This window comes from Mycobacterium sp. SM1, from assembly GCF_018361265.1.
Taxonomy (GTDB): domain Bacteria; phylum Actinomycetota; class Actinomycetes; order Mycobacteriales; family Mycobacteriaceae; genus Mycobacterium.
Window position 1 is genome coordinate 1222018 of sequence record NZ_JAFLNH010000001.1, and the last position, 17796, is coordinate 1239813.

18 protein-coding genes and 1 pseudogene are annotated in these 17796 nt (G+C 66.7%); 8 read left to right on the forward strand and 11 right to left on the reverse strand.

What is annotated here, in order from left to right:
- Positions 1–822 (forward strand): tyrosine-protein phosphatase, encoded by an 822-nt coding sequence (locus tag MSM1_RS05745; RefSeq protein ID WP_213440587.1) that lies wholly within the window; start codon positions 1–3, stop codon positions 820–822.
- A gap of 85 nt (positions 823–907) precedes the next feature.
- Here MSM1_RS05745 and MSM1_RS05750 read toward each other — a convergent pair whose 3' ends face one another.
- The 5 genes from MSM1_RS05750 to MSM1_RS05770 form a co-directional block, all read right to left on the reverse strand.
- Positions 908–1771: an SDR family oxidoreductase gene (locus tag MSM1_RS05750; protein ID WP_213440588.1), complete on the reverse strand. Its 864-nt coding sequence runs from the start codon at positions 1769–1771 to the stop codon at positions 908–910.
- Between the two features lie 102 nt (positions 1772–1873).
- Positions 1874–3289, reverse strand: a complete 1416-nt coding sequence (locus MSM1_RS05755) for an aldehyde dehydrogenase family protein (RefSeq protein ID WP_213440589.1) — start codon at positions 3287–3289, stop codon at positions 1874–1876.
- 238 nt (positions 3290–3527) lie between these two features.
- Positions 3528–4466: a class I SAM-dependent methyltransferase gene (locus tag MSM1_RS05760; RefSeq protein WP_213440590.1), complete on the reverse strand. Its 939-nt coding sequence runs from the start codon at positions 4464–4466 to the stop codon at positions 3528–3530.
- Positions 4467–4513: 47 nt separating this feature from the next.
- Positions 4514–5464 (reverse strand): class I SAM-dependent methyltransferase, encoded by a 951-nt coding sequence (locus MSM1_RS05765; RefSeq protein ID WP_213440591.1) that lies wholly within the window; start codon positions 5462–5464, stop codon positions 4514–4516.
- A gap of 104 nt (positions 5465–5568) precedes the next feature.
- Positions 5569–6210, reverse strand: a complete 642-nt coding sequence (locus tag MSM1_RS05770) for a TetR/AcrR family transcriptional regulator (protein ID WP_213440592.1) — start codon at positions 6208–6210, stop codon at positions 5569–5571.
- A gap of 324 nt (positions 6211–6534) precedes the next feature.
- On the opposite strand from MSM1_RS05770, the gene MSM1_RS05775 reads away from it, so the two are divergent.
- Positions 6535–7950 (forward strand): chloride channel protein, encoded by a 1416-nt coding sequence (locus MSM1_RS05775; RefSeq protein WP_213440593.1) that lies wholly within the window; start codon positions 6535–6537, stop codon positions 7948–7950.
- A 40-nt stretch (positions 7951–7990) separates the two neighbouring features.
- On the opposite strand, the gene MSM1_RS05780 is transcribed toward MSM1_RS05775, so the two are convergent.
- Positions 7991–8908, reverse strand: a complete 918-nt coding sequence (locus MSM1_RS05780; RefSeq protein WP_307857291.1) for a DNA-3-methyladenine glycosylase 2 family protein — start codon at positions 8906–8908, stop codon at positions 7991–7993.
- Between the two features lie 179 nt (positions 8909–9087).
- Between MSM1_RS05780 and MSM1_RS05785 the strand changes: the two genes are divergently transcribed.
- Entirely contained in the window at positions 9088–9474 is a 387-nt protein-coding gene (locus MSM1_RS05785) for a nuclear transport factor 2 family protein (RefSeq protein WP_213440594.1), read from the forward strand.
- Here MSM1_RS05785 and MSM1_RS05790 read toward each other — a convergent pair.
- Both MSM1_RS05790 and MSM1_RS05795 read right to left on the reverse strand, forming a co-directional pair.
- Positions 9471–9851: a DUF427 domain-containing protein gene (locus tag MSM1_RS05790; protein ID WP_213440595.1), complete on the reverse strand. Its 381-nt coding sequence runs from the start codon at positions 9849–9851 to the stop codon at positions 9471–9473. The two genes, MSM1_RS05785 and MSM1_RS05790, sit on opposite strands and share 4 nt — an antisense overlap.
- A 107-nt stretch (positions 9852–9958) precedes the next feature.
- Positions 9959–10773: pseudogene (locus tag MSM1_RS05795) on the reverse strand (class I SAM-dependent methyltransferase).
- Positions 10774–10853: 80 nt separating this feature from the next.
- On the opposite strand from MSM1_RS05795, the gene msrA reads away from it, so the two are divergent.
- Together msrA and MSM1_RS05805 are read left to right on the forward strand one after the other, a co-directional pair.
- Positions 10854–11369: a peptide-methionine (S)-S-oxide reductase MsrA gene (gene msrA, locus MSM1_RS05800; RefSeq protein ID WP_213441488.1), complete on the forward strand. Its 516-nt coding sequence runs from the start codon at positions 10854–10856 to the stop codon at positions 11367–11369.
- Positions 11370–11464: 95 nt separating this feature from the next.
- Positions 11465–11878, forward strand: coding sequence for a DUF6632 domain-containing protein (locus MSM1_RS05805; RefSeq protein WP_213440596.1), 414 nt, complete (start codon positions 11465–11467; stop codon positions 11876–11878).
- 85 nt (positions 11879–11963) lie between these two features.
- Here MSM1_RS05805 and MSM1_RS05810 read toward each other — a convergent pair whose 3' ends face one another.
- Complete coding sequence (locus MSM1_RS05810) at positions 11964–13295, reverse strand: cytochrome P450 (RefSeq protein ID WP_213440597.1); 1332 nt, start codon at positions 13293–13295, stop codon at positions 11964–11966.
- Between the two features lie 129 nt (positions 13296–13424).
- Here MSM1_RS05810 and MSM1_RS05815 point away from each other — a divergent pair, with 129 nt between their 5' ends.
- Together MSM1_RS05815 and MSM1_RS05820 are read left to right on the forward strand one after the other, a co-directional pair.
- Positions 13425–14018 (forward strand): TetR/AcrR family transcriptional regulator, encoded by a 594-nt coding sequence (locus tag MSM1_RS05815; protein ID WP_213441490.1) that lies wholly within the window; start codon positions 13425–13427, stop codon positions 14016–14018.
- 64 nt (positions 14019–14082) lie between these two features.
- The gene (locus tag MSM1_RS05820; protein WP_213440598.1) at positions 14083–14295 is read left to right on the forward strand and encodes a molybdopterin-binding protein; all 213 of its coding nucleotides are present in this window, start codon (positions 14083–14085) and stop codon (positions 14293–14295) included.
- A 20-nt stretch (positions 14296–14315) separates the two neighbouring features.
- Here MSM1_RS05820 and MSM1_RS05825 read toward each other — a convergent pair whose 3' ends face one another.
- The gene (locus tag MSM1_RS05825; RefSeq protein ID WP_213440599.1) at positions 14316–15200 is read right to left on the reverse strand and encodes an alpha/beta fold hydrolase; all 885 of its coding nucleotides are present in this window, start codon (positions 15198–15200) and stop codon (positions 14316–14318) included.
- A 141-nt stretch (positions 15201–15341) separates the two neighbouring features.
- On the opposite strand from MSM1_RS05825, the gene MSM1_RS05830 reads away from it, so the two are divergent.
- The gene (locus MSM1_RS05830) at positions 15342–16136 is read left to right on the forward strand and encodes a DUF427 domain-containing protein (protein ID WP_213440600.1); all 795 of its coding nucleotides are present in this window, start codon (positions 15342–15344) and stop codon (positions 16134–16136) included.
- Between the two features lie 188 nt (positions 16137–16324).
- On the opposite strand, the gene MSM1_RS05835 is transcribed toward MSM1_RS05830, so the two are convergent.
- On the reverse strand, positions 16325–17767 hold the full coding sequence (locus MSM1_RS05835; RefSeq protein WP_213440601.1) for a carotenoid oxygenase family protein: 1443 nt from the start codon (positions 17765–17767) through the stop codon (positions 16325–16327).
- Positions 17768–17796: the final 29 nt, after the last annotated feature.

Genomic DNA, 17796 nt, shown 5'->3' on the forward strand with positions numbered 1-17796 from the left:
ATGGCTGCATCTTCTCGGGAACTGAAGGGGGCGTGGAACTTTCGTGACGTCGCAGAAAGCGTTGACGGGCTGCGTCCCGGACGACTGTTCCGTTCCAGCGAACTGAGCCGCCTCCACGACGATGGCCGGGCGGCTTTGACCCGGCTAGGCGTCACCGACGTGGCCGACCTGCGCTCACCCCGTGAGGTCGCCCGGCGGGGAGCGGGCCGGGTTCCCGATGGTGTCGATATCCACCTGCTGCCGTTCCCCGACCTGGGCGCCGACCAGGCCGATGCGAATGGCACAGCGCCGCATGAGCAGGCATTCCGGCAACTGCTGGCCGAGAACCGGGACGATGAACCGCCGGAGAGGGCCGCGGCTCGTTACATGATCGAGGAGTACCGGCGTTTCCCAACCGCTAACGGCGCAGAACACGCTGTAAGACAAGTGATTTCGCTGCTAGCCGCCGGGCGTTCGCTCTTGGCGCACTGCTTTGCGGGCAAGGACCGCACCGGTTTCATCGTCGCGGTCGTGCTGGAGGCGATCGGTGTCGAGCGTGACGCGATCCTGGCGGACTACTTGCGCAGCAACGACGCTGCCCCTTGCCTGCGGTCGCGGATTCTGGAGATGGTGACGCAGCGCGCGGACGCCGGGCTAACCCCCGAGGTGGTCACGTTCGTCGAAGCCCGCCTCTGCGGGGAGGTCCTCGGTGTGCGTGAAGAGTACCTGGCGGCCGCGCGGCAGGCAATCGATCAATCCTACGGTTCGCTGGATGGTTACCTGCGCGCCGCCGGCGTCACCGCGACCGACGTGACTCGGGTGCGCGGTGCCCTGCTCAGCTGAACCCGTAACACGCGGCAGCCGCCCCACCGCCCGGCTGGTGCCAATCCCCTCGGCGCAAGCGGTCAAGATGCCGGTCAAGGCGTTCCTAGCGCAGCGAGAAGCTGGCCTGCTTGGCGTTGGACAGGTCGGTAATCTGCGCCCACCGCGCAGCCACCTCGTCCACCGACGGCGGATTCTTAAAACTGGCGCCGTCGTTCTCAAACAGCGCCACTCGTTGTATTTTTCCGCCGCCGACGATGAACACCGATCCGTTGTCGCTGGATTCCTCGGTGCACAGATACGCCACCACCGGTGCGACGAACTCGGGCTTGAGCTTCTCCAATACCTCCGGCGGCAAGATGTCCTGCGTCATCCGGGTCGCGGCCACCGGCGCGACCGCGTTGGCATGGATGTTGTATTTGGCGCCTTCCAGCGCCAGGGTGTTGATCATGCCGACCAACCCCATCTTGGCCGCCCCGTAGTTCGTCTGCCCGAAGTTCCCGAACAGCCCGCTGGTCGAGGTAGCGACGACAACGCGGCCGTAGCTCTGCTCGCGGAAGTGCGGCCAGGCCGCCCGAAGCACGTTATAGCCGCCGTAAAGATGGACCTTGAGCACGGCGTCCCAGTTTTCGAACGACATCTTGTGGAAGGTGCCGTCGCGCAAGATACCGGCGTTGCTCACCACGCCATGCACTGCGCCGAACTCCTCGAGCGCGGTCGTGATGATATTGGCCGCGCCTTCCTCGCTGGCGACGCTGTCGTAATTGGCGACGGCACGGCCGCCGGCCGCTTTGATTTCGCTGACCACGTGGTCGGCCATCGCGGAGCCGGCACCGGTGCCGTCCCGGGCCCCACCGAGGTCATTGACCACGACGCGCGCGCCTTCGCGCGCCAAAGTCAGGGCATACTCGCGGCCCAATCCTCCACCGGCTCCGGTAACAACGATGACACGGTCCTGTACTCCGGGCATAAGGTTCCTTTCTGCGGGTGTCACGGTCCGACTCCTCCTCGGGCCGCCCGGCCCTCCTCGTCGCCGACCGGGGTCATGGTCCGGCTGCCACTCGTGGCCGGACTAGAACAACCGGCGCGCCAACTTTTGCGCCCTCTCTGTATACGGGGGGTAGATAAAGCTCGACAAATCGGGTCGGGTCGGCTTGGTGAGCACCGACTTGCGGTGGCTGAACTCCTCGAAGCCCCAGCGGCCATGGTAGGCACCCATACCCGACGGACCGACCCCGCCGAACGGCAACTTGGAGGTGAAGTATTGGAAAGCAAGGTGATTGACCAGCATGCCACCTGCCGGCACCTCCCTGATCACCCGTTCGCGCACAGCACGCGTTTTGGTGAACAGGTACGCTGACAACGGCTTTGGCCGGGAATTGACAAACCGGATTGCCTCATCAAGTGATGCGACGGAGATCACCGGCAGGATCGGGCCGAAGATCTCGTTCGTCATCAGTGGCTCGCCGGGATCAGGGTCGACGACCACGGTCGGCTGAATCCGCAGATCGGCGGCGTTGGATGCGCCCCCGAGAACGATCGTGCCCTTCGTCTTGGCCAGGCAGTCGGCCAGCCGATCGAATTGGCGCTGGTTGACAATGCGCATTCCGCCGGGCTCGTCGGCCTGGAACTTGGTGATGGCCGCGCCGATCTTGGCCACGAGCTCATCGCGGATCTTCGCGTCGGCCAGCACATAATCGGGCGCGATGCACGTCTGGCCGGAGTTAAGCAGTTTGATCCAGGCGATCCGCTTCGCCGCGACATCCACGTCTGCGTCCGCCGCGACGATCACCGGGCTCTTGCCACCCAACTCGAGGGTGACCGGGGTCAGGGAAGGCGCGGCGGCTTCGTAGACTTTGCGACCGGTCTCGGTGCCGCCAGTGAACGCCACCCGATCGAACCCCTGGGCGATTAAGCGCTGGCTCACGGCGGCGTCACCCTCGATCACCGCGATCGCGTCGGTGTCCAGGTAGCGCGGCACCAGTTCGGCCATCAATCGTGACGACGCCGCGGCGATTTCAGAGGGCTTGAGCACCATGGTGTTTCCAGCGGCGATTGCCCCGACAGCCGGACCCAGCGTCAGCAAAAACGGGTAGTTCCATGCCCCGATGACCAGCACCGTCCCGTAGGGCTCGTACTCCACCCAGCCGCGGCCGGGCAGTTGCGCGCGCTCGAGTAGCCGGTACTTGCGGCGCATCCACCTGCCTACGTGTCTGGCCGCATACCGCGCCTCGGCCGCGGTGCCCGCGATGTCGGCCATCCACGCCTCGAAGGGCTTGCGTCCAAGATCCTGCGCGAGTGCGGTGGCGATCGCGGACTCGTTCTCGGCCATCATCCGCTCGATGGCACGCAGCTGGGCACGCCGCCACTCACGGGCCCGGGTCCGTCCGGTGGCGAATGTTTCCCGCAGGTGAGCCACTGTCTTCGGGATGTCCGGACCGGCCGATGCGGTCACCTCAGCGGATTGGGCGGTGGCTTCAGTCATCATTGGGGTCCCCTTTCTGACCGCCGGAATGCCAATCCTAACCAACCACCCGGTTGGGTAACAGGTGTTGGCCCGCGCCGACAACCACCGTGGTCGGGGCCTTTCGGTCGAGGCTTTTCCGCCGTCACGATACTGCCGACCGCGAGACGCGCCGTCGCCCGGGCGTCCACGCGGGGGCTCGGCGAATTCGCTTGTCTTCTTCGCATCGGTCCGACCGACCCGGATCGTCGCCGGATTGGCTTTACTGCCGCTCCCCCGTCACGAACTCGGCAAACGCATCCTTGTCATCACCCATCGGCACACCGTCAATCCAACGATCCAGTCGGCACATCTCGTCCGCCGAATTCCGGGCGGCAGCCCGCCAGCCGTGCTTGGCGAGCCACTCGGCGACGAGCCCGCGGCTCTCGTCGTGATAGATCAGGTCCTGGATATCCACGGTCTGCTTGATGCCCAGCTCGTCGGCCACTTTCTGGAACCGCTCCCGCATTTCCCGCCGCCGCTCATCGGAGTGGCTGGCCGCGGTCTCGACCGCGATCCGGCTGCCGGGCACGCTCAGTTCGGTGATCCGCTCGAGCAGCCGATCCTGCGCCTCGGCGGTCAGGTACATCAGCAGCCCTTCGACAAGCCATGACGTCGCGGCGCCCGGGTCAAAACCCTTGCCCAGCAACGCGGCCGGCCAGTCTTGCCGCAGATCGACGGGAACCTCCCGGCGGTCGGCGGACGGCGTCACGCCATGCGCCGCGAGTGTCTCGGCCTTGTAGGCGAGCACCTTGGGCTGGTCGATCTCGAACACGGTGGTGCCAGCCGGCCAAGCCAGCCGGTAGGCACGGGAATCCAGCCCCGAGGCCAGGATCACTACCTGCCGAATTCCGGACCGTACCGCGTCGGTGAGGTAATCGTCGAAGAAATGTGTCCGAACGGCTTGGTAGTTGCGCATGTGGTGGAAGAGCTTCGCGCTTTCCGCGTCGAGGGACTCCATCTTGGCGACCATCGAGTCGTCGAGCATCGCCTCCCACACGCCGGTACCGGCGCCAGCGACGAGCAGCTTCGCGTAGGGGTCGCGGATCAGGGGATTGGGTCGGTCGGTTTCGATGGCTCGGGCGGCGGCCACCATCACGGCGGTGCTGCCGACGCTGGTGGTGATGTCCCAGGTGTCGTCATCGGTGCGCATCGTGCTCATGGGCTCCCGCTTTCTGCGAATGCGTTAGCTGCGAATGCCGGTCGCGATCAGCCGGCCGCGCCGAAACACGCCCGCACCAGCGTGCTGCTCACGGTCTCATCGAGCAGGTCTTCGGGTATCGGCCGGCCCAGCCGGGCCATCTCGTCACGGCTATCGACGGCGTGCACCCGCCAGCCGTGGTCGGCGAGCCACTGGACGGCATCCGCGCGGCCCGAGTCGCCATAGGTCAGCGTTTCGACGTTGACATCCAGACCCAGCCGCTTTCGTATCCGTGCCCACCGCGCTCGGCGCGCCGCCCGGGAGCGCTGGTTGTGGGCGTCGAAGCTGAACACCTCGACGGCGATCCGGCTGCCCGGCGCGCTGAGCGCGGTGACCATCTCGAAAAGCCGGTCTTGGGCGTCGGCCGGCAGGTACGGCAGTAACCCCTCGGCAAGCCACGCCGTCGGCTGGGTGTGATCGAAACCGGCGGTGGTCAACGCCGCCGACCAGTCGTCGCGTAGATCCACCGCGACCGCGTGGCGCCGCGCCCTGGGGGAGACCCCATGCGCTTCCAGAATCCCGGCCTTGTACTCCAGCACCTGAGGCTGGTCGATCTCATAAACCGTGGCGCCCGCCGGCCAGTTCAGGCGGTAGGCCCGGGAGTCAAGGCCCGCGGCCAGGATTACCGCCTGACGAATGCCGTCGTGGGCCGCCGCCTCGAAGTACTCGTCGAAAAAGTGGGTGCGCACGGCCTGGTAGTCGCAGCTCACCCGGTGGGCTCGACGCCCGTGCTCGTCATCGGCGATCCAGTCCATGTCGGGGCTGGCGAGCCGCGCCCACGCCGGCCCGGCCGACGACACCAGCACGCGGGCGAACTCGTCGCGGATCAGCGGAGCCGGCGACGCCGTCTCGACCGCCCGGGCAGCGGCGACCGATAACGCGGTGGCGCCGACACTCTCGGTGATGGCCCAGCTATCCCCTTCGGTCCGCGTCGTAACCACTTCATTCAGATCAGTCATATCGTGAGCCATACTATCGAATAACATAGGCAAGCTATACGACGGTGTGGGCGACGTCACTGTGGTCCGGCCGTGTTCGAGCGGATCGTGGGGGCGCGTTCACCTCAGCCTTGCGGTTCGGCCCGGCTCAGCGCACCGGCCAGCAATTGACGCAGCCCTTCGCTGACGGCCCGCACCTGCGGACGCTCCCCTAGGAATCCGGCGTAGAAGCCGACGCCGCATAGCACGGCCAGCAATGTCTCGGCCACCGAAGACGCATCGGCGTCGATGGCGAGCTCACCGCGCTCGATCGCCTCGTTGACGGCCCCAGCCAAAAACGCCCGGACCGCCCGCAGGGCTTCGTGCTCGCCTCCGCTGATGTCGGGGTGCCGCTGCGATTCCAGCATGGAGGTAACCAGAAACGCCGCAGCGGATCGATTCTCGGCATCGGCCTGAATCGCAGCGCTGATAAACGCCGATAACCGCCCCGGCAGCGTGGTCTCGCGCTGTGCGCGCTCGATGGCCGCGGTGACGAGCAGATCGTTGGTTTGCTCCACGACCTCCCGATACAGCACCCGCTTGTTGGGAAAGTAATGGTTGATCGCCGGGCGGGTCAGATCGGCGCGTACCGCGATGGCCTGAAACGTCGCGGCGTCGTAGCCGCGTTCGCTGAACACCTCGCGAGCAGCGCGAATGATCCGTTTTCGCGTTTCCGCCGCTTTCGCTGCGGGAGGACGACCCGGCCCCCGCCTCGCCGTTTGCGGCACAGCCGAATTGTGCCACAGATCAATGAAGCCAGTTCCCCGGCAAACGACGGGCCGCGCAGTCGCCGGTAATTGTCGGGCATGGACCCAACCGCTCGGTACGGGCGTCACGCGCCGTCGCGAAAAATACCGACCGGCATGAAAGCCCTCGGGCGCCTCGAGCCTGGCCGTCGTGGCGTCGCAGCAACGCCGTGAATGCGGCCGTGGCCATGACCGGGGCACACCAATTGCTGTCGGACTCTGCCGGTCTGATCACGCCGATTGTCTTGGGCCATGGTCTTGGTCCGCCGTGCGCCCGCAACCCTCACCCGGTTAAGGTCTGAAACCATGCCGGATAAGGGAGCCAGCGGCCGTGACAGCGCCGCTGGACGGTTCGGCGCATTCGTCCGGGATGCCGAATACCTGCGCAAGTGGCTCGTTCTGGGCATCTCGGTCGGTGTCATCGCCGGCCTGGGGGCGCTCGCCTTCTATCTGGCCCTGAAATACACCACCGCCTTGCTGCTCGGTGGTCTGGCCGGCTACCACATCCCCACGCCGCTCGGTGAGGGCAACAGCCCCGGGTCCGCCGGCTACCGCCGGCCATGGGCGATCCCCTTGGTAACGACGGCGGGCGCGCTGGTTTCGGCGTTCATCGTGGCCAGGTTCGCGCCCGAAGCTAAAGGCCACGGCACCGACAGCGCGATCGAGGCCGTGCACACCAACCCGCGTGCCATCCGCGCCCGGGTTGTGCTGGTGAAGATCGTGGCCAGCGCGCTGACCATCGGCTCGGGCGGCTCCGGCGGCCGTGAGGGGCCCACGGCCCAGATCTCGGCCGGCTTCGGTTCGCTGCTGACCCGCCGGCTGAACCTGGCCGATGATGACGGCCGGGTCCTGGTCTCCTTGGGCATCGGCGCGGGTATCGGGGCCATCTTCGGCGCACCCCTGGGTGGGGCGGTGCTGGCCGCGTCGATCGTTTACCGGGGAGATTTCGAATACCGCACGCTGTATCCGGGTTTCATCACCTCGGCCACAGCATATGCCGTGCTCGGCTCGTTTTTGGGCTTCGACCCGATGTTCGGCTACATCGATGCCGAGTACCGATTCGAGGAAGCGTGGCCGCTGCTGTGGTTCGTCGTGCTTGGCATCGTGGCGGCAGGGGTCGGCTGGCTTTACGCCCGCATCTTCTATGGCACCGAGGCGTTGACCGATCGGTTGCCCGGCGGCCCGGTGCTCAAGCCCACGATGGGCGGGCTGGCGGTCGGGTTATTGGCACTGCTGATCCCGCAGGTCCTCAGCAGCGGCTACGGCTGGATACAGCTGGCCACCAACAAAGAATCCCTCTTGAGCATTCCGTTGTGGATTGTCGTCGTCCTCCCATTCGCCAAGATCGTCGCCACATCGCTGTCCATCGGTACCGGCGGATCCGGTGGGATATTCGGACCGGGGATGGTAATCGGGGCCTTTGTGGGGGCCGCGGTGTGGCGGCTAGGCGAGTTATCTCACCTCCCTGGCGTGCCCGACTCCCCTGGGATATTCGTCGTGGTGGGGATGATGGCCTGCTTCGGCAGTGTCGCCCACGCGCCGCTGGCCGTCATGCTTATGGTCGCGGAAATGACCGGATCGTTCTCGGTGGTGCCGGGAGCAATCATCGCGGTGGGGATCGCGTCGTTGCTCATGTCGCGCACGAAGGTGACCATCTACCGGGCGCAGCGCCTCAACCGTGAGGCCGCCGAAGCCGAGCGGCAGCGGGCGGCGCAACACTGACCGGACTGCACCCTATAAGTGGGACCCCTACAGTGAGCCCCTACAGTGAGCCGATATCTTGCACCGCCAGGCGCGGCGCGCGCCGTGGCTCGTAGGCCACGCCGCTGGCCTGCAGCAAGCGGATCACCCGATGCCGGTGCGGTCGCATCGGCTCCAGCAGCTCGAGCATGACCGCGTCGGCGACGGGGTGTCCCAGCAGTGTCCAGCCGATCATTTTCGGGATGTGGTAGTCACCCACCGACACCGCGTCGGGGTCGCCGAACGCCCGTTGAGCGGTCTCGGCCGCGGTCCACGACCCCACTCCCGGCACCGACATCAGCGCCGCCAGCGCCTGCGCCGCCGGGCGCGACACCAGTCGCTCAAGCGACGCCGCCCGGCGCGCGCAGGCGATTACGGTGCGGGCCCGTCGCGGATCGACATTGGCCCGGTGAAACTCCCACGACGGAATCTGCCGCCACCCGTCGGCGGACGGCGGCACCCGCATCCCCGCCGGCGCCGGTCCGGGCGCCGGCGTGCCGAACTTGGACACCAGCGCGCGCCACGACCGGAATGCGTCCGCGCCGGGCACCCGCTGTTCAAGGACCGCCGGGATGAGCGCTTCCAGCACCCGGCCGGTCCGGCCCAGCCGCAGGTGCGGCATCCGCCGGTGCGCAGCGGCGACAATTGGGTCCCGCGGCTTGAAGTCTGACGCGTCGTCATCGGCGCCCAGCAGCGCCGGAAGCGTGTCCAGAAACTCCTCGGCTCCTTCTCCCCACGCGACACAGTCCACCGCGGTGGCTGCCGCACGGCTGATCCGCGCTGTGACCGGCCCGGTGGGCAACAGGCTGGTCCGCCAGATCGTGCCATCGGGCGAAACCTGAAAGCACGGGTCGCGCGGACCGCGGCGCAGCGGCGCCAGGGTGATTCCCACACTGACCACGCCCGGGAACGTGACTCGGCGGGTTCTCTTCGCCACCACTCGCGTCCCCTAATCGTGGATTGCAGCGCGAATCGCGACGATCATCATAGGCTCGGTACAGCGCTGGCGCCTGGCGGCACACAGCGCATGATTGACCACGGCTGCCCGCAAAGACAGGATGGCACTGTGATCCGCGCCGATGACGGTGCACCGCGACGCCATGGGCGGGGGCGGCGCCGATGACCACGCCGTTTGACAACCCGCAGGCCGAACTGGCGTGGACCTTCCTGCAGTGCCTGTGTCAGGGCGGGGACCTCGATGAGTGCTTCGGGCTGCTCAGCGACGACTTCACCTACTGGAGCGTCGTGACCCGGGCTGCGATCGGCAAGGCGACCCTGCGCCGGGAGATCGACCAGCGCAACCGCCGCGTCGAGACCGCTCTTGATCTGATCCGGTGTGTCACCGACGGCGACAGCGTGGTCATCGAGGCGCAAAGCGAGGGGGTGACCGCCGACGGCGTGCCCTACGCCAGCCCGTATGTCTTCCTCTTTGAAACCCGTGACGGCTTGATTCACTCCCTGCGGGAGTACAGCAATACCCGGCTGGTGGAAGAGGTGTTCACTTAATCGGCGCTGAGGGTGATTTCGGCTTTATCGGGGTAGAAGGCGACATGCCCGGCTATCGCCGCGACCGCGGGATAGGGCTGCTCGTAAGTCCAGATCGCATCGTCCACGGTGCGGCCCGACGCGGTAGTCACGCTGTAGTAGCTGGCTTCTCCCTTGAAGGGGCAGTAGGTCGTGGTGCCGGTGCGCCGCAGCATCTCTTGGGCGACGTCATTCATCGGAATGTAGTGCACGGCGGGGTAAGTGGACTCCTGTAGCCGCAGCGCCGCCGTGGTGTCGGCGACGAGTTCGCCGTTGACGCGCACCCGGACCCGCGCTGTGGTCGGCTCAATGGTGATCGGGTGCTCGGCGCTGGGTTGCAAGATCATGCGATCGCTCATCGGCGACACCTCCTTATCCGTCTTATCCGTCCTTACCCGTCGTCACGCTGGCACGCGGATTGCAGATGCAACGCCGATACGCGGTGAGCATTCCCACCCCGCGCGGCTCAGGCCGGCCCGAATGCGTAGCGGTGGTACTGGGACATGTTGGCCAGGGCCGGAACCAGAGACATGAGCCGTCCCAACGCCCGGTAGCGGCACGGAAGCCGGTTGAAGAAGTCCGACTCGAACCATCGCGCCCAGGCCAGCAGCCGGGTACCTGGCACCGCCTGAAGGATCTCGCCGGGCCCGTCGATACCCCAGTGCAGCGTCGACCCCGAGCGCCGCACCGGGGTGTTCAGCCATTGCCACGCGATGCCCAGCCGGCTGAACACGTCGAACTGCAACTCGCCGCACGGGAACCGGTCGACCACGCGTCGCAGCAGAGCAATTCCCTGCCGCTTCGTCAAATACATGGTGAGCCGTTGCCGATCATCAACGCCGGCCGGTCGGCGGGCAGGTCGCACAGCCACGCCGTATCGGTTACCGAAGCGCCGACGACATGGCTATGGTCCCGTGCCGGCAACAGCTGCGTGCGCAGTTCGGCAACTTCGGGATAGTCGACGTCGTACCAGTCGACGCCCGGGGCGGGATGTATCCGCAAAAACCGGCTGTCCAGACCGCAACCCAGATCCAGCACCACTGCCCGCGGATACCGCGCCAGAGCTTGACGCGCCCAGGCGTCGAAGTGCGCTGCGCGCATTGTCACCGACGGGGAGTTCTTAGCCGTGATGCCCGTTCTGCGCCAGTCATAGTCGAGACGCTCGACGATGTCTTTCGCATGTCGATCACCGAGAACCGGATGTGCGGAATCGGCGTCTAAGGCCTTGGCGTACAGCGTTGCCAGAGCGGTCTGCGGGGGCCCACTCAAGCGGGCGCTCACCCGTTCGGTCGTCACGGGTGCTGACCCTAGTCGTACGCGAGCCACCCCCGCTGGCCATTATGATGGCCGAAAGGAGAAACATGGCGGTGTACAGCAGGGCTATTCTTGCCGGCGGCTGCTTTTGGGGCATGCAGGATCTGATCCGCAAGCTGCCCGGCGTGGTGTCGACCCGGGTTGGCTATACCGGGGGTGATACCCCCAACGCGACCTACCGCAACCACGGCACCCACGCCGAAGCGATAGAGATCGTGTATGACGCCGCGCGCACCGACTACCGCACGCTGCTGGAATTCTTTTTTCAAATCCATGACCCCACCACGAAGAACCGGCAGGGAAACGACATCGGCACCAGCTACCGATCGGCGATCTTCTACCTTGACGATGAGCAGAAGCGGATCGCGCTGGAAACCATCGCCGATGTCGACGCGTCGGGGCTCTGGCCCGGCAAGGTGGTGACGGAGGTCAGCCCCGCCGGGGACTTTTGGGAAGCCGAGCCCGAGCACCAGGATTATCTGCAGCGTCATCCCGGCGGGTACACCTGCCATTACGTGCGCCCGCACTGGAAGCTGCCCCGGCGAACTGCCGCCGAACGGTAACCTCGCCCATCCGTCACTGCCCGCCGCTGCACAACCGAGCGCGGTGGCCGTATACTGGCTCACCTCGCCAGGCTGCTGTTACGGAGTGGTACACGATGTCGGAGGGCAGGAAGGGCGCCCGCGCGCTAGCGCCGTTACGCGTCGCGCTTTTGGTGATCGGCTTGTTTTTTATTTTCGGGATTTACGCCCAGGGTCAGATGCGGCCTTCCGGCTGGCGATGGGGCCACGGGCATTCGCATTACCCCCTGATGCTTCTCGGAATTTACGTCACACTCGGCGTCTTCCTGATAGTCGCGGCCCGCAATCCGCTGGCGCACCGCAGCTTGATCTGGTTCACGGCGGTCTCGAGCCTCGTGCACGGCGGCGTCATGGCGGTTGAGGCGGTTGTCGACACGACCGAACGGGCCCACTTCACCGGTGACGTGCCGACGTTTCTCGTCATCGGGGTCGTGCTGGGGTGGTTAATGGTCCGCGCCGAGCTACCACGACCGGCGAAAACACCCACCTGATCGGCGCCCGTCACGGCCGGCCCGGGCCGCGGCCCGCAAAGCCGGGTTGCCGCCTCGATGCGCGCCCGCCAAGTGGGCCCGGGTCTCAGCGATGGCGCCGATGCACCGCGATGCGTCCGCCATTTTTGGGTGTGAAGGCAACACCACGGGCATGCCACTTCTCCCCCGGTGCGGTAGTCGTTTCAATAGTGAAGTGCCGCAACACGGTTCGCAATACCACGTCCATCTCCATGGTGGCGAATGCGGCTCCCACGCAGCGACGGGTGCCGCCGCCGAAGGGGATCCACGCAAAGGTAGGCAACTTGGCGCCGAGGTAGCGCCCCGGGTCGAATCGCTCGGGGCCGGCGAACACGTCGGCGTTGGCGTGTATCTGGGAGATGTTGACGACGATCGAATAGCCCCCGGGAATCACCCATTCACCAAGCCGGTACCCGGGGGCGACGACACGGCGCCCGGCGAAGTCGATGACCGTTCTTGCCCGCTGGACTTCGAGGATTGCCGCCTGACGCAGTTCGTTGGCATCGGTGGCGGCCTCCGCGGCCAGCGCTGCGAGCACATCAGGGTGCCGGCTCAGCCGCTCGAACGCCCAGGCCAAGGTCGCCGCGGTCGTTTCGTGCCCCGCCGCTAGCAGTGTCAGCAACTCGTCACCGATATCCTGGCGCGACATGGCTGAGCCATCCTCGTAAGTGCTGCGCAGCATCAGCGCCAGGATGTCGGTGCGCTCTTCGAAATGCGGGTCCGCGCGCTCGCCCTCGATTAGCTTGTCGACGACGATGTCATACCTGCGCCGCCGCTCCGCCAACCGTCCCCAAGGGCTGTAACGACCATAGGTCCGCGCCGGCTTCGGCAGCGCCGCCAGCCGTGAACCTAGCGTGACCCACGGCGGGATGAGCCGCCGCAGCTCATCCAGTTCGGCGCCAGCGGCTCCGAACACCGCGCGCAGGATGGCGTTGAGCGTGATCCGCATCATCGACGGCAGGGTCGCGAACTGCTCCCCGTCGGGCCAGCCGGCGGTCTCGCGCAGGGTCTCATCCTCGATGATGCTCTCGAAGTTCTTGACGCTCTTGCCGTGAAACGGCGGTGCGAGCAGCCGTCGCCGCCGACGATGGTCGTCGCCGTCGAGCGCGAACACCGAACCCGGCCCGAGCAGCCGGCTCAGGTTGGGCTGGATGTTGCCGAGATCCTCCGGGCCGGTGGTGAAGATCTGCCTGGCCAGCTGCGGATCGGCGACCACGACAGTGCGGCCCCAGATGGGGAGGTCCACGGTGAAAACATCGCCGTAGCGGCGCACCAGGTGCGCCGTGGTGCGCCGTCGCGAAATCGAGAACGCCGCTCCCAGGAGTGCTTTGGGAATCCGGACTCCCGGCGGTAACTCGGTTGCCGGCGACGTCGGCGCGGCGGCGACTGCGTCAGTCAAGGCGGCTCTCCACAACGTCGTGGTACCGCGGTGTACCACAGGTTTATCCGGCTATGGTACTCTGTGGTACCAAGCTTGACAAGCTGGACGGGTGGCGACTCCGCCAAAGGGGGCGCGGTGGTGACAGCGATGCCCGACGACGTTCTCATCGACGTCGATCCGTTCCGGCGGCGGCTGCTCGACGGGTTGGCCGCGTCGATCAGCGAGCGCGGGTATCGCGCGACCACGGTGGCCGACGTCGTTCGTCATGCCCGCACCTCGAAGCGCACCTTCTACGACCAGTTCGCCGGCAAGGAGCAATGCTTCCTCGAGTTGCTGCGCGCCGAAACCGAGAGGCTGGCCCAGGATATCCGGTCCGCGGTCGATCCCCACGCCGACTGGCCTCAGCAGATCCGTCAGGCGGTCGAGGCCTACGTCGAAAACATCGCGTCTCGTCCGGCTATCACCTTGAGCTGGATACGTGACCTGCCCTCACTCGGTTCGGCGGGGCGTCCCGTGCAGCGCGATGGGTTGCGGCTGTTGACGAACCTGCTGATCGAGCTCAGCGGCAGCCCCGGGTTCCGCCGGGCAAGCCTGCCGCCGCTGAGCCCGCCATTGGCGGTGATCCTGCTGGGCGGGCTACGGGAACTGACCGCGCTGGCCGTGGAAGACGGCAAAGACGTCCGAGAGATCGTCGAGCCGGCGCTCGATGCGTGCCTTGCGCTGCTCGGCCCTCGACGCTGAGCCACGATACCGGCCATGCTCATGGCTTAGGCTCGACTTGGTTGCCGTCGATTGGAGGACTGCGATGCGGCTGTCGACTCGAAATCAGCTCAAGGGAACCATCTCCGAGGTTGACCTCGGCAGTGTGATGGCCATCGTGAAGGTGCGGCTCGACGGCGGTGATCAGGTCATCACGTCGTCGCTCACCAAGGATGCCGCGGTAGAACTCGGCCTGAAAGTCGGTCAGCCCGCCACGGTGCTCATCAAATCGACCGAGGTGACGATCGGCGTCGAATAACCGCCCGCCGCCGCGCTGCCTTAGGCCTGAAGGAAGGAACGGACCCGGTCCAGCACCAGATCGGGTCGCTGTTCGACAATCCAGTGGCCGGCACCATCAACCAACTCGAGTTCGAAATCGGTTGCCCGCCGGGAATATCCGCGCAGCAGATCCGGGGTGATCACCGGGTCGCCGGTGCCGTGCAACCAGCGCACCGGCACGTCAACCCGGAAATCATCGTATTCGCCGCGCAGCCAGCGCAGCGCCTCGGTGGCCTGAAAGCTGCGGTACCAGCGCGACCCGGCCACCGCGTGCCCGGGTTCGCGCATGCATGCGGCGTAGATTCGGATGTCCTCGTCGGGCGGTGTGAACCCGGCACCCACCCACGACATCAGCATCCGCGAGTAACGCGCGCCGGGGCGGGTGATCAGGCGGGGGCCGATGAGCGGCAGGGCGATGGGAATCTGGTACCAAAACCGCCACAGGTTCCGCAGCATCCTCAGGTCACGAGTCGTCCAGGGCGCCGCGGTGTTCAGCCCAAAGAACCCGCTCACTTTCGCCGGGTGTCGCAACATCAGGATGAACGCGACCGGCCCACCCCAATCGTGGGCAATGAGCTTCACCGGACCGACACTCAGGCGTTCCACGACTGCCGCCAGGTCCTCGGCCATGTCACTCTTCAGATAACGCGAACGCGGCGCCGAACTCCAGCCCGCGCCACGCAGATCCGGGGCCAGCACGCGATAGCCGTCGGCGGCCAGCGGCCCGATCAGCCCGTGCCACTGCCACCAGTTCTGCGGGAAGCCGTGCACCAGCATCACCGCCGGCCCATCCGCGGGACCGGCGTCTGCCACGTGAATCGTGACACCGTTGCCCAGGTCTACAAACCGGTGCTCAACGCCCTCCAGGGCCGGCATGGGGACCACGGGTGAGAACTTAGCGGATTGTCCGCCGGCAAGCCTGACCGTGCGGTGTCGCACGTTCACCGCCGCCGGCGCGGCGATCGACCCGGCGCCGTAACCGGGCCGTCGGCAAGCCCTCACGATAAGGCCGCCACAATAAAGCACATGGGCATCAGGATGGCCGATCTGCTCGGCGGTGCACGGGATTGCCTGCGCTATGAACCCACCGAAAAGCGGCTTCGCGCTTACCTCGCCGGCGAGCTGATCGCCGATACCGATGCCGGCCGGCTGGTCTGGGAACCGCGCCGCGTGGTCCCGACGTACGCGGTACCCGAATCGGCTGTGCTGGCGCAGCTGCAACCCGCCAGCACAGCCGCGGAGCCCGGCGCCCGGCCGCCGCGGGACCCGACGGCCGTGGTGGCCGCGCATGGTTGCGCGGGCGAAGTGCTCGACGTCACCGCCGCCGGGGCCAGGCGCCCGGCGGCGGCGTTCCGCCCGCACGACCCCGACCTGGCCGGCTATGTGGTGCTCGATTTCGGCGCGTTCGACTGGCGCGAAGAAGACGAGCCCGTCGTCGCGCACCCGCATGACCCGTTCACCCGGATCGACGTCCTCGCCAGCAGTCGACACGTCCGAATCGAGTTGGATGGCCGGCTGCTGGCCGAGTCGTCGCGACCGATGCTGTTGCTGGAGACCTTGCTGCCGGTGCGGTTCTATCTGCCGCGGGCCGACGTTGCCGTCGAGCTCGAGCCCAGCGACACCGTCACCTACTGCGCATACAAGGGCCGGGCAAGCTACTATTCGGTGCCCGGCGGCCCGGCCGATCTGGCCTGGTCGTATCCCGAGCCGCTGCATGACGCCGAGCCGGTGCGGGACCGCATCGCCTTTTTCGATGAGCGCGTGGACGTCATCGTCGATGGCGAGCGCCGCCGGCGCCCGGTCACTGCGTGGTCGGGCTGACGGTGCCCGCCCCGCCTCGACGCGCGCTCGGCGAGCAGCGCGGCAGACGGCCCCGCGTGTGGGCCGTGCCGGCCCTTGACATGCGCAGTGATCGGGACGGCACTGTGTGCAGTGGGCCGGGTGACGCGGCCGCAACCGCTGTTCACGGGTGAGCGGAGGCCCCAGCCGCCCTTGCCGTTTAGTTGCGTTCAGTTGGCATCCGGTACCCAGTTGCCGTGGAAGCCGGCGGGTACCCGATGCGGCAACGCGACGCTGGCGATGCTCTGCAGGGTTTGGGCGTCGAGGATGCCCAGCTCGCTGCGATCGGTTGACCGGTCGTAGATGTAGCCCATGAGCACCCCGTCGTCCTCTGCCGCATCAGCCGACGAGGGATAAAACACGAACTCGCCCAACATCTTTCCTGAGCCAAACGAACGCGACTGGGTGGTGCCGCGGAGGAAGTCATGCTTGAGCAGCGCATCGCCGTCTAACGCATCCACCCCGAACGTGGGCGCATACCCGTAGCGGTACCGTTTGCCCAGCAGGCGCTCATCGACGCGGGGGAACTCCTGTCCGCGATCATCGAAGCGCGATTCCCGCACCTTCCCGCCGGTTAGATCAACGGTCCAGCGCTCCAGCGTCGGCGGGCCCTCATTGGGCCCGAGGCGGTCGGTGTCGAACATCTTCGGGTGTCGCACCACATCTAAAACGATGGTGTCGCCGTCGTCGTAGGCGTTCATCGGGTGAAAGACGTAACACGGCTGAACGTCGAACCAGCGAACATCGGCGTTACCGCCGTCGCGGGGCATGACCCCGATGCGGGCCGGGTATTTCGGATTCCAGGAGTAGGGGAAGCGCCGGTCGGAGGCGTTTCGAACGGCTTGGCGCGCGGCGATCGGGTCCGGGATGCGAACCCGGCCGATCAACGCCGAAAGCACCAGGCGCGCGGGCAGCCGCAGCCCGCGGGGCACACTCATCGCCGCGGCTTGTTTGGCGTCGAAGGTCACCGGCAGGTCGTAGAACACGACGTGGCGCTCCGTCAGCGAGAAGTCGTGCATCATCGGGCTGCCGGTCACCCGCACGTCAACAGCGCGCCGCGCCCGGCCGTCGACTCCGATCACCGAGTACTGCACCGTGTTGCCGCGGTTCATGCTGTAGGACACCGCGTGCAGCTCGCCGGTGTCGGGGTCGCGTTTGGGGTGGGCGGTGTACCCACCGGTCAGCGTGCCGTCGAAATCGCAGACGCCGACGGTGTCCAGCTCGTCGGTGAGCTCATAGTTTGCGATGCCGCCTTCAATCAGCGCGAGGGTCTTGCCCGCGTGGCCGATGACGTTGGTGTTGGCGCCGATATCCGCCGGGCCGAAATGCCTGGCCGGTGGCCGTTCCCCCAACGCCCGGGCCGCCCGGGGGGCGCGCACCCAGCGGTTGCGGTACCACTGCGCCTTGCCGTCACGCAAGCGGATGCCATGCACCATGCCGTCGCCCACAAACCAGTGGTAGAGCTCGGGATCGACCTCCCCGATCGGGTTGGGCCCATTACGCAGATACCGCCCGTTCAGGTACTCGGGGATCTTCCCGCTTACCGGAAGGTCGGTGAGCGTGTATTCCGCGGTTATCGGGGCGAACGGGCCCTGCAGGTAGGTGTTCGTCATGACGGGCCTCCTATAACGGCGTTATGCCG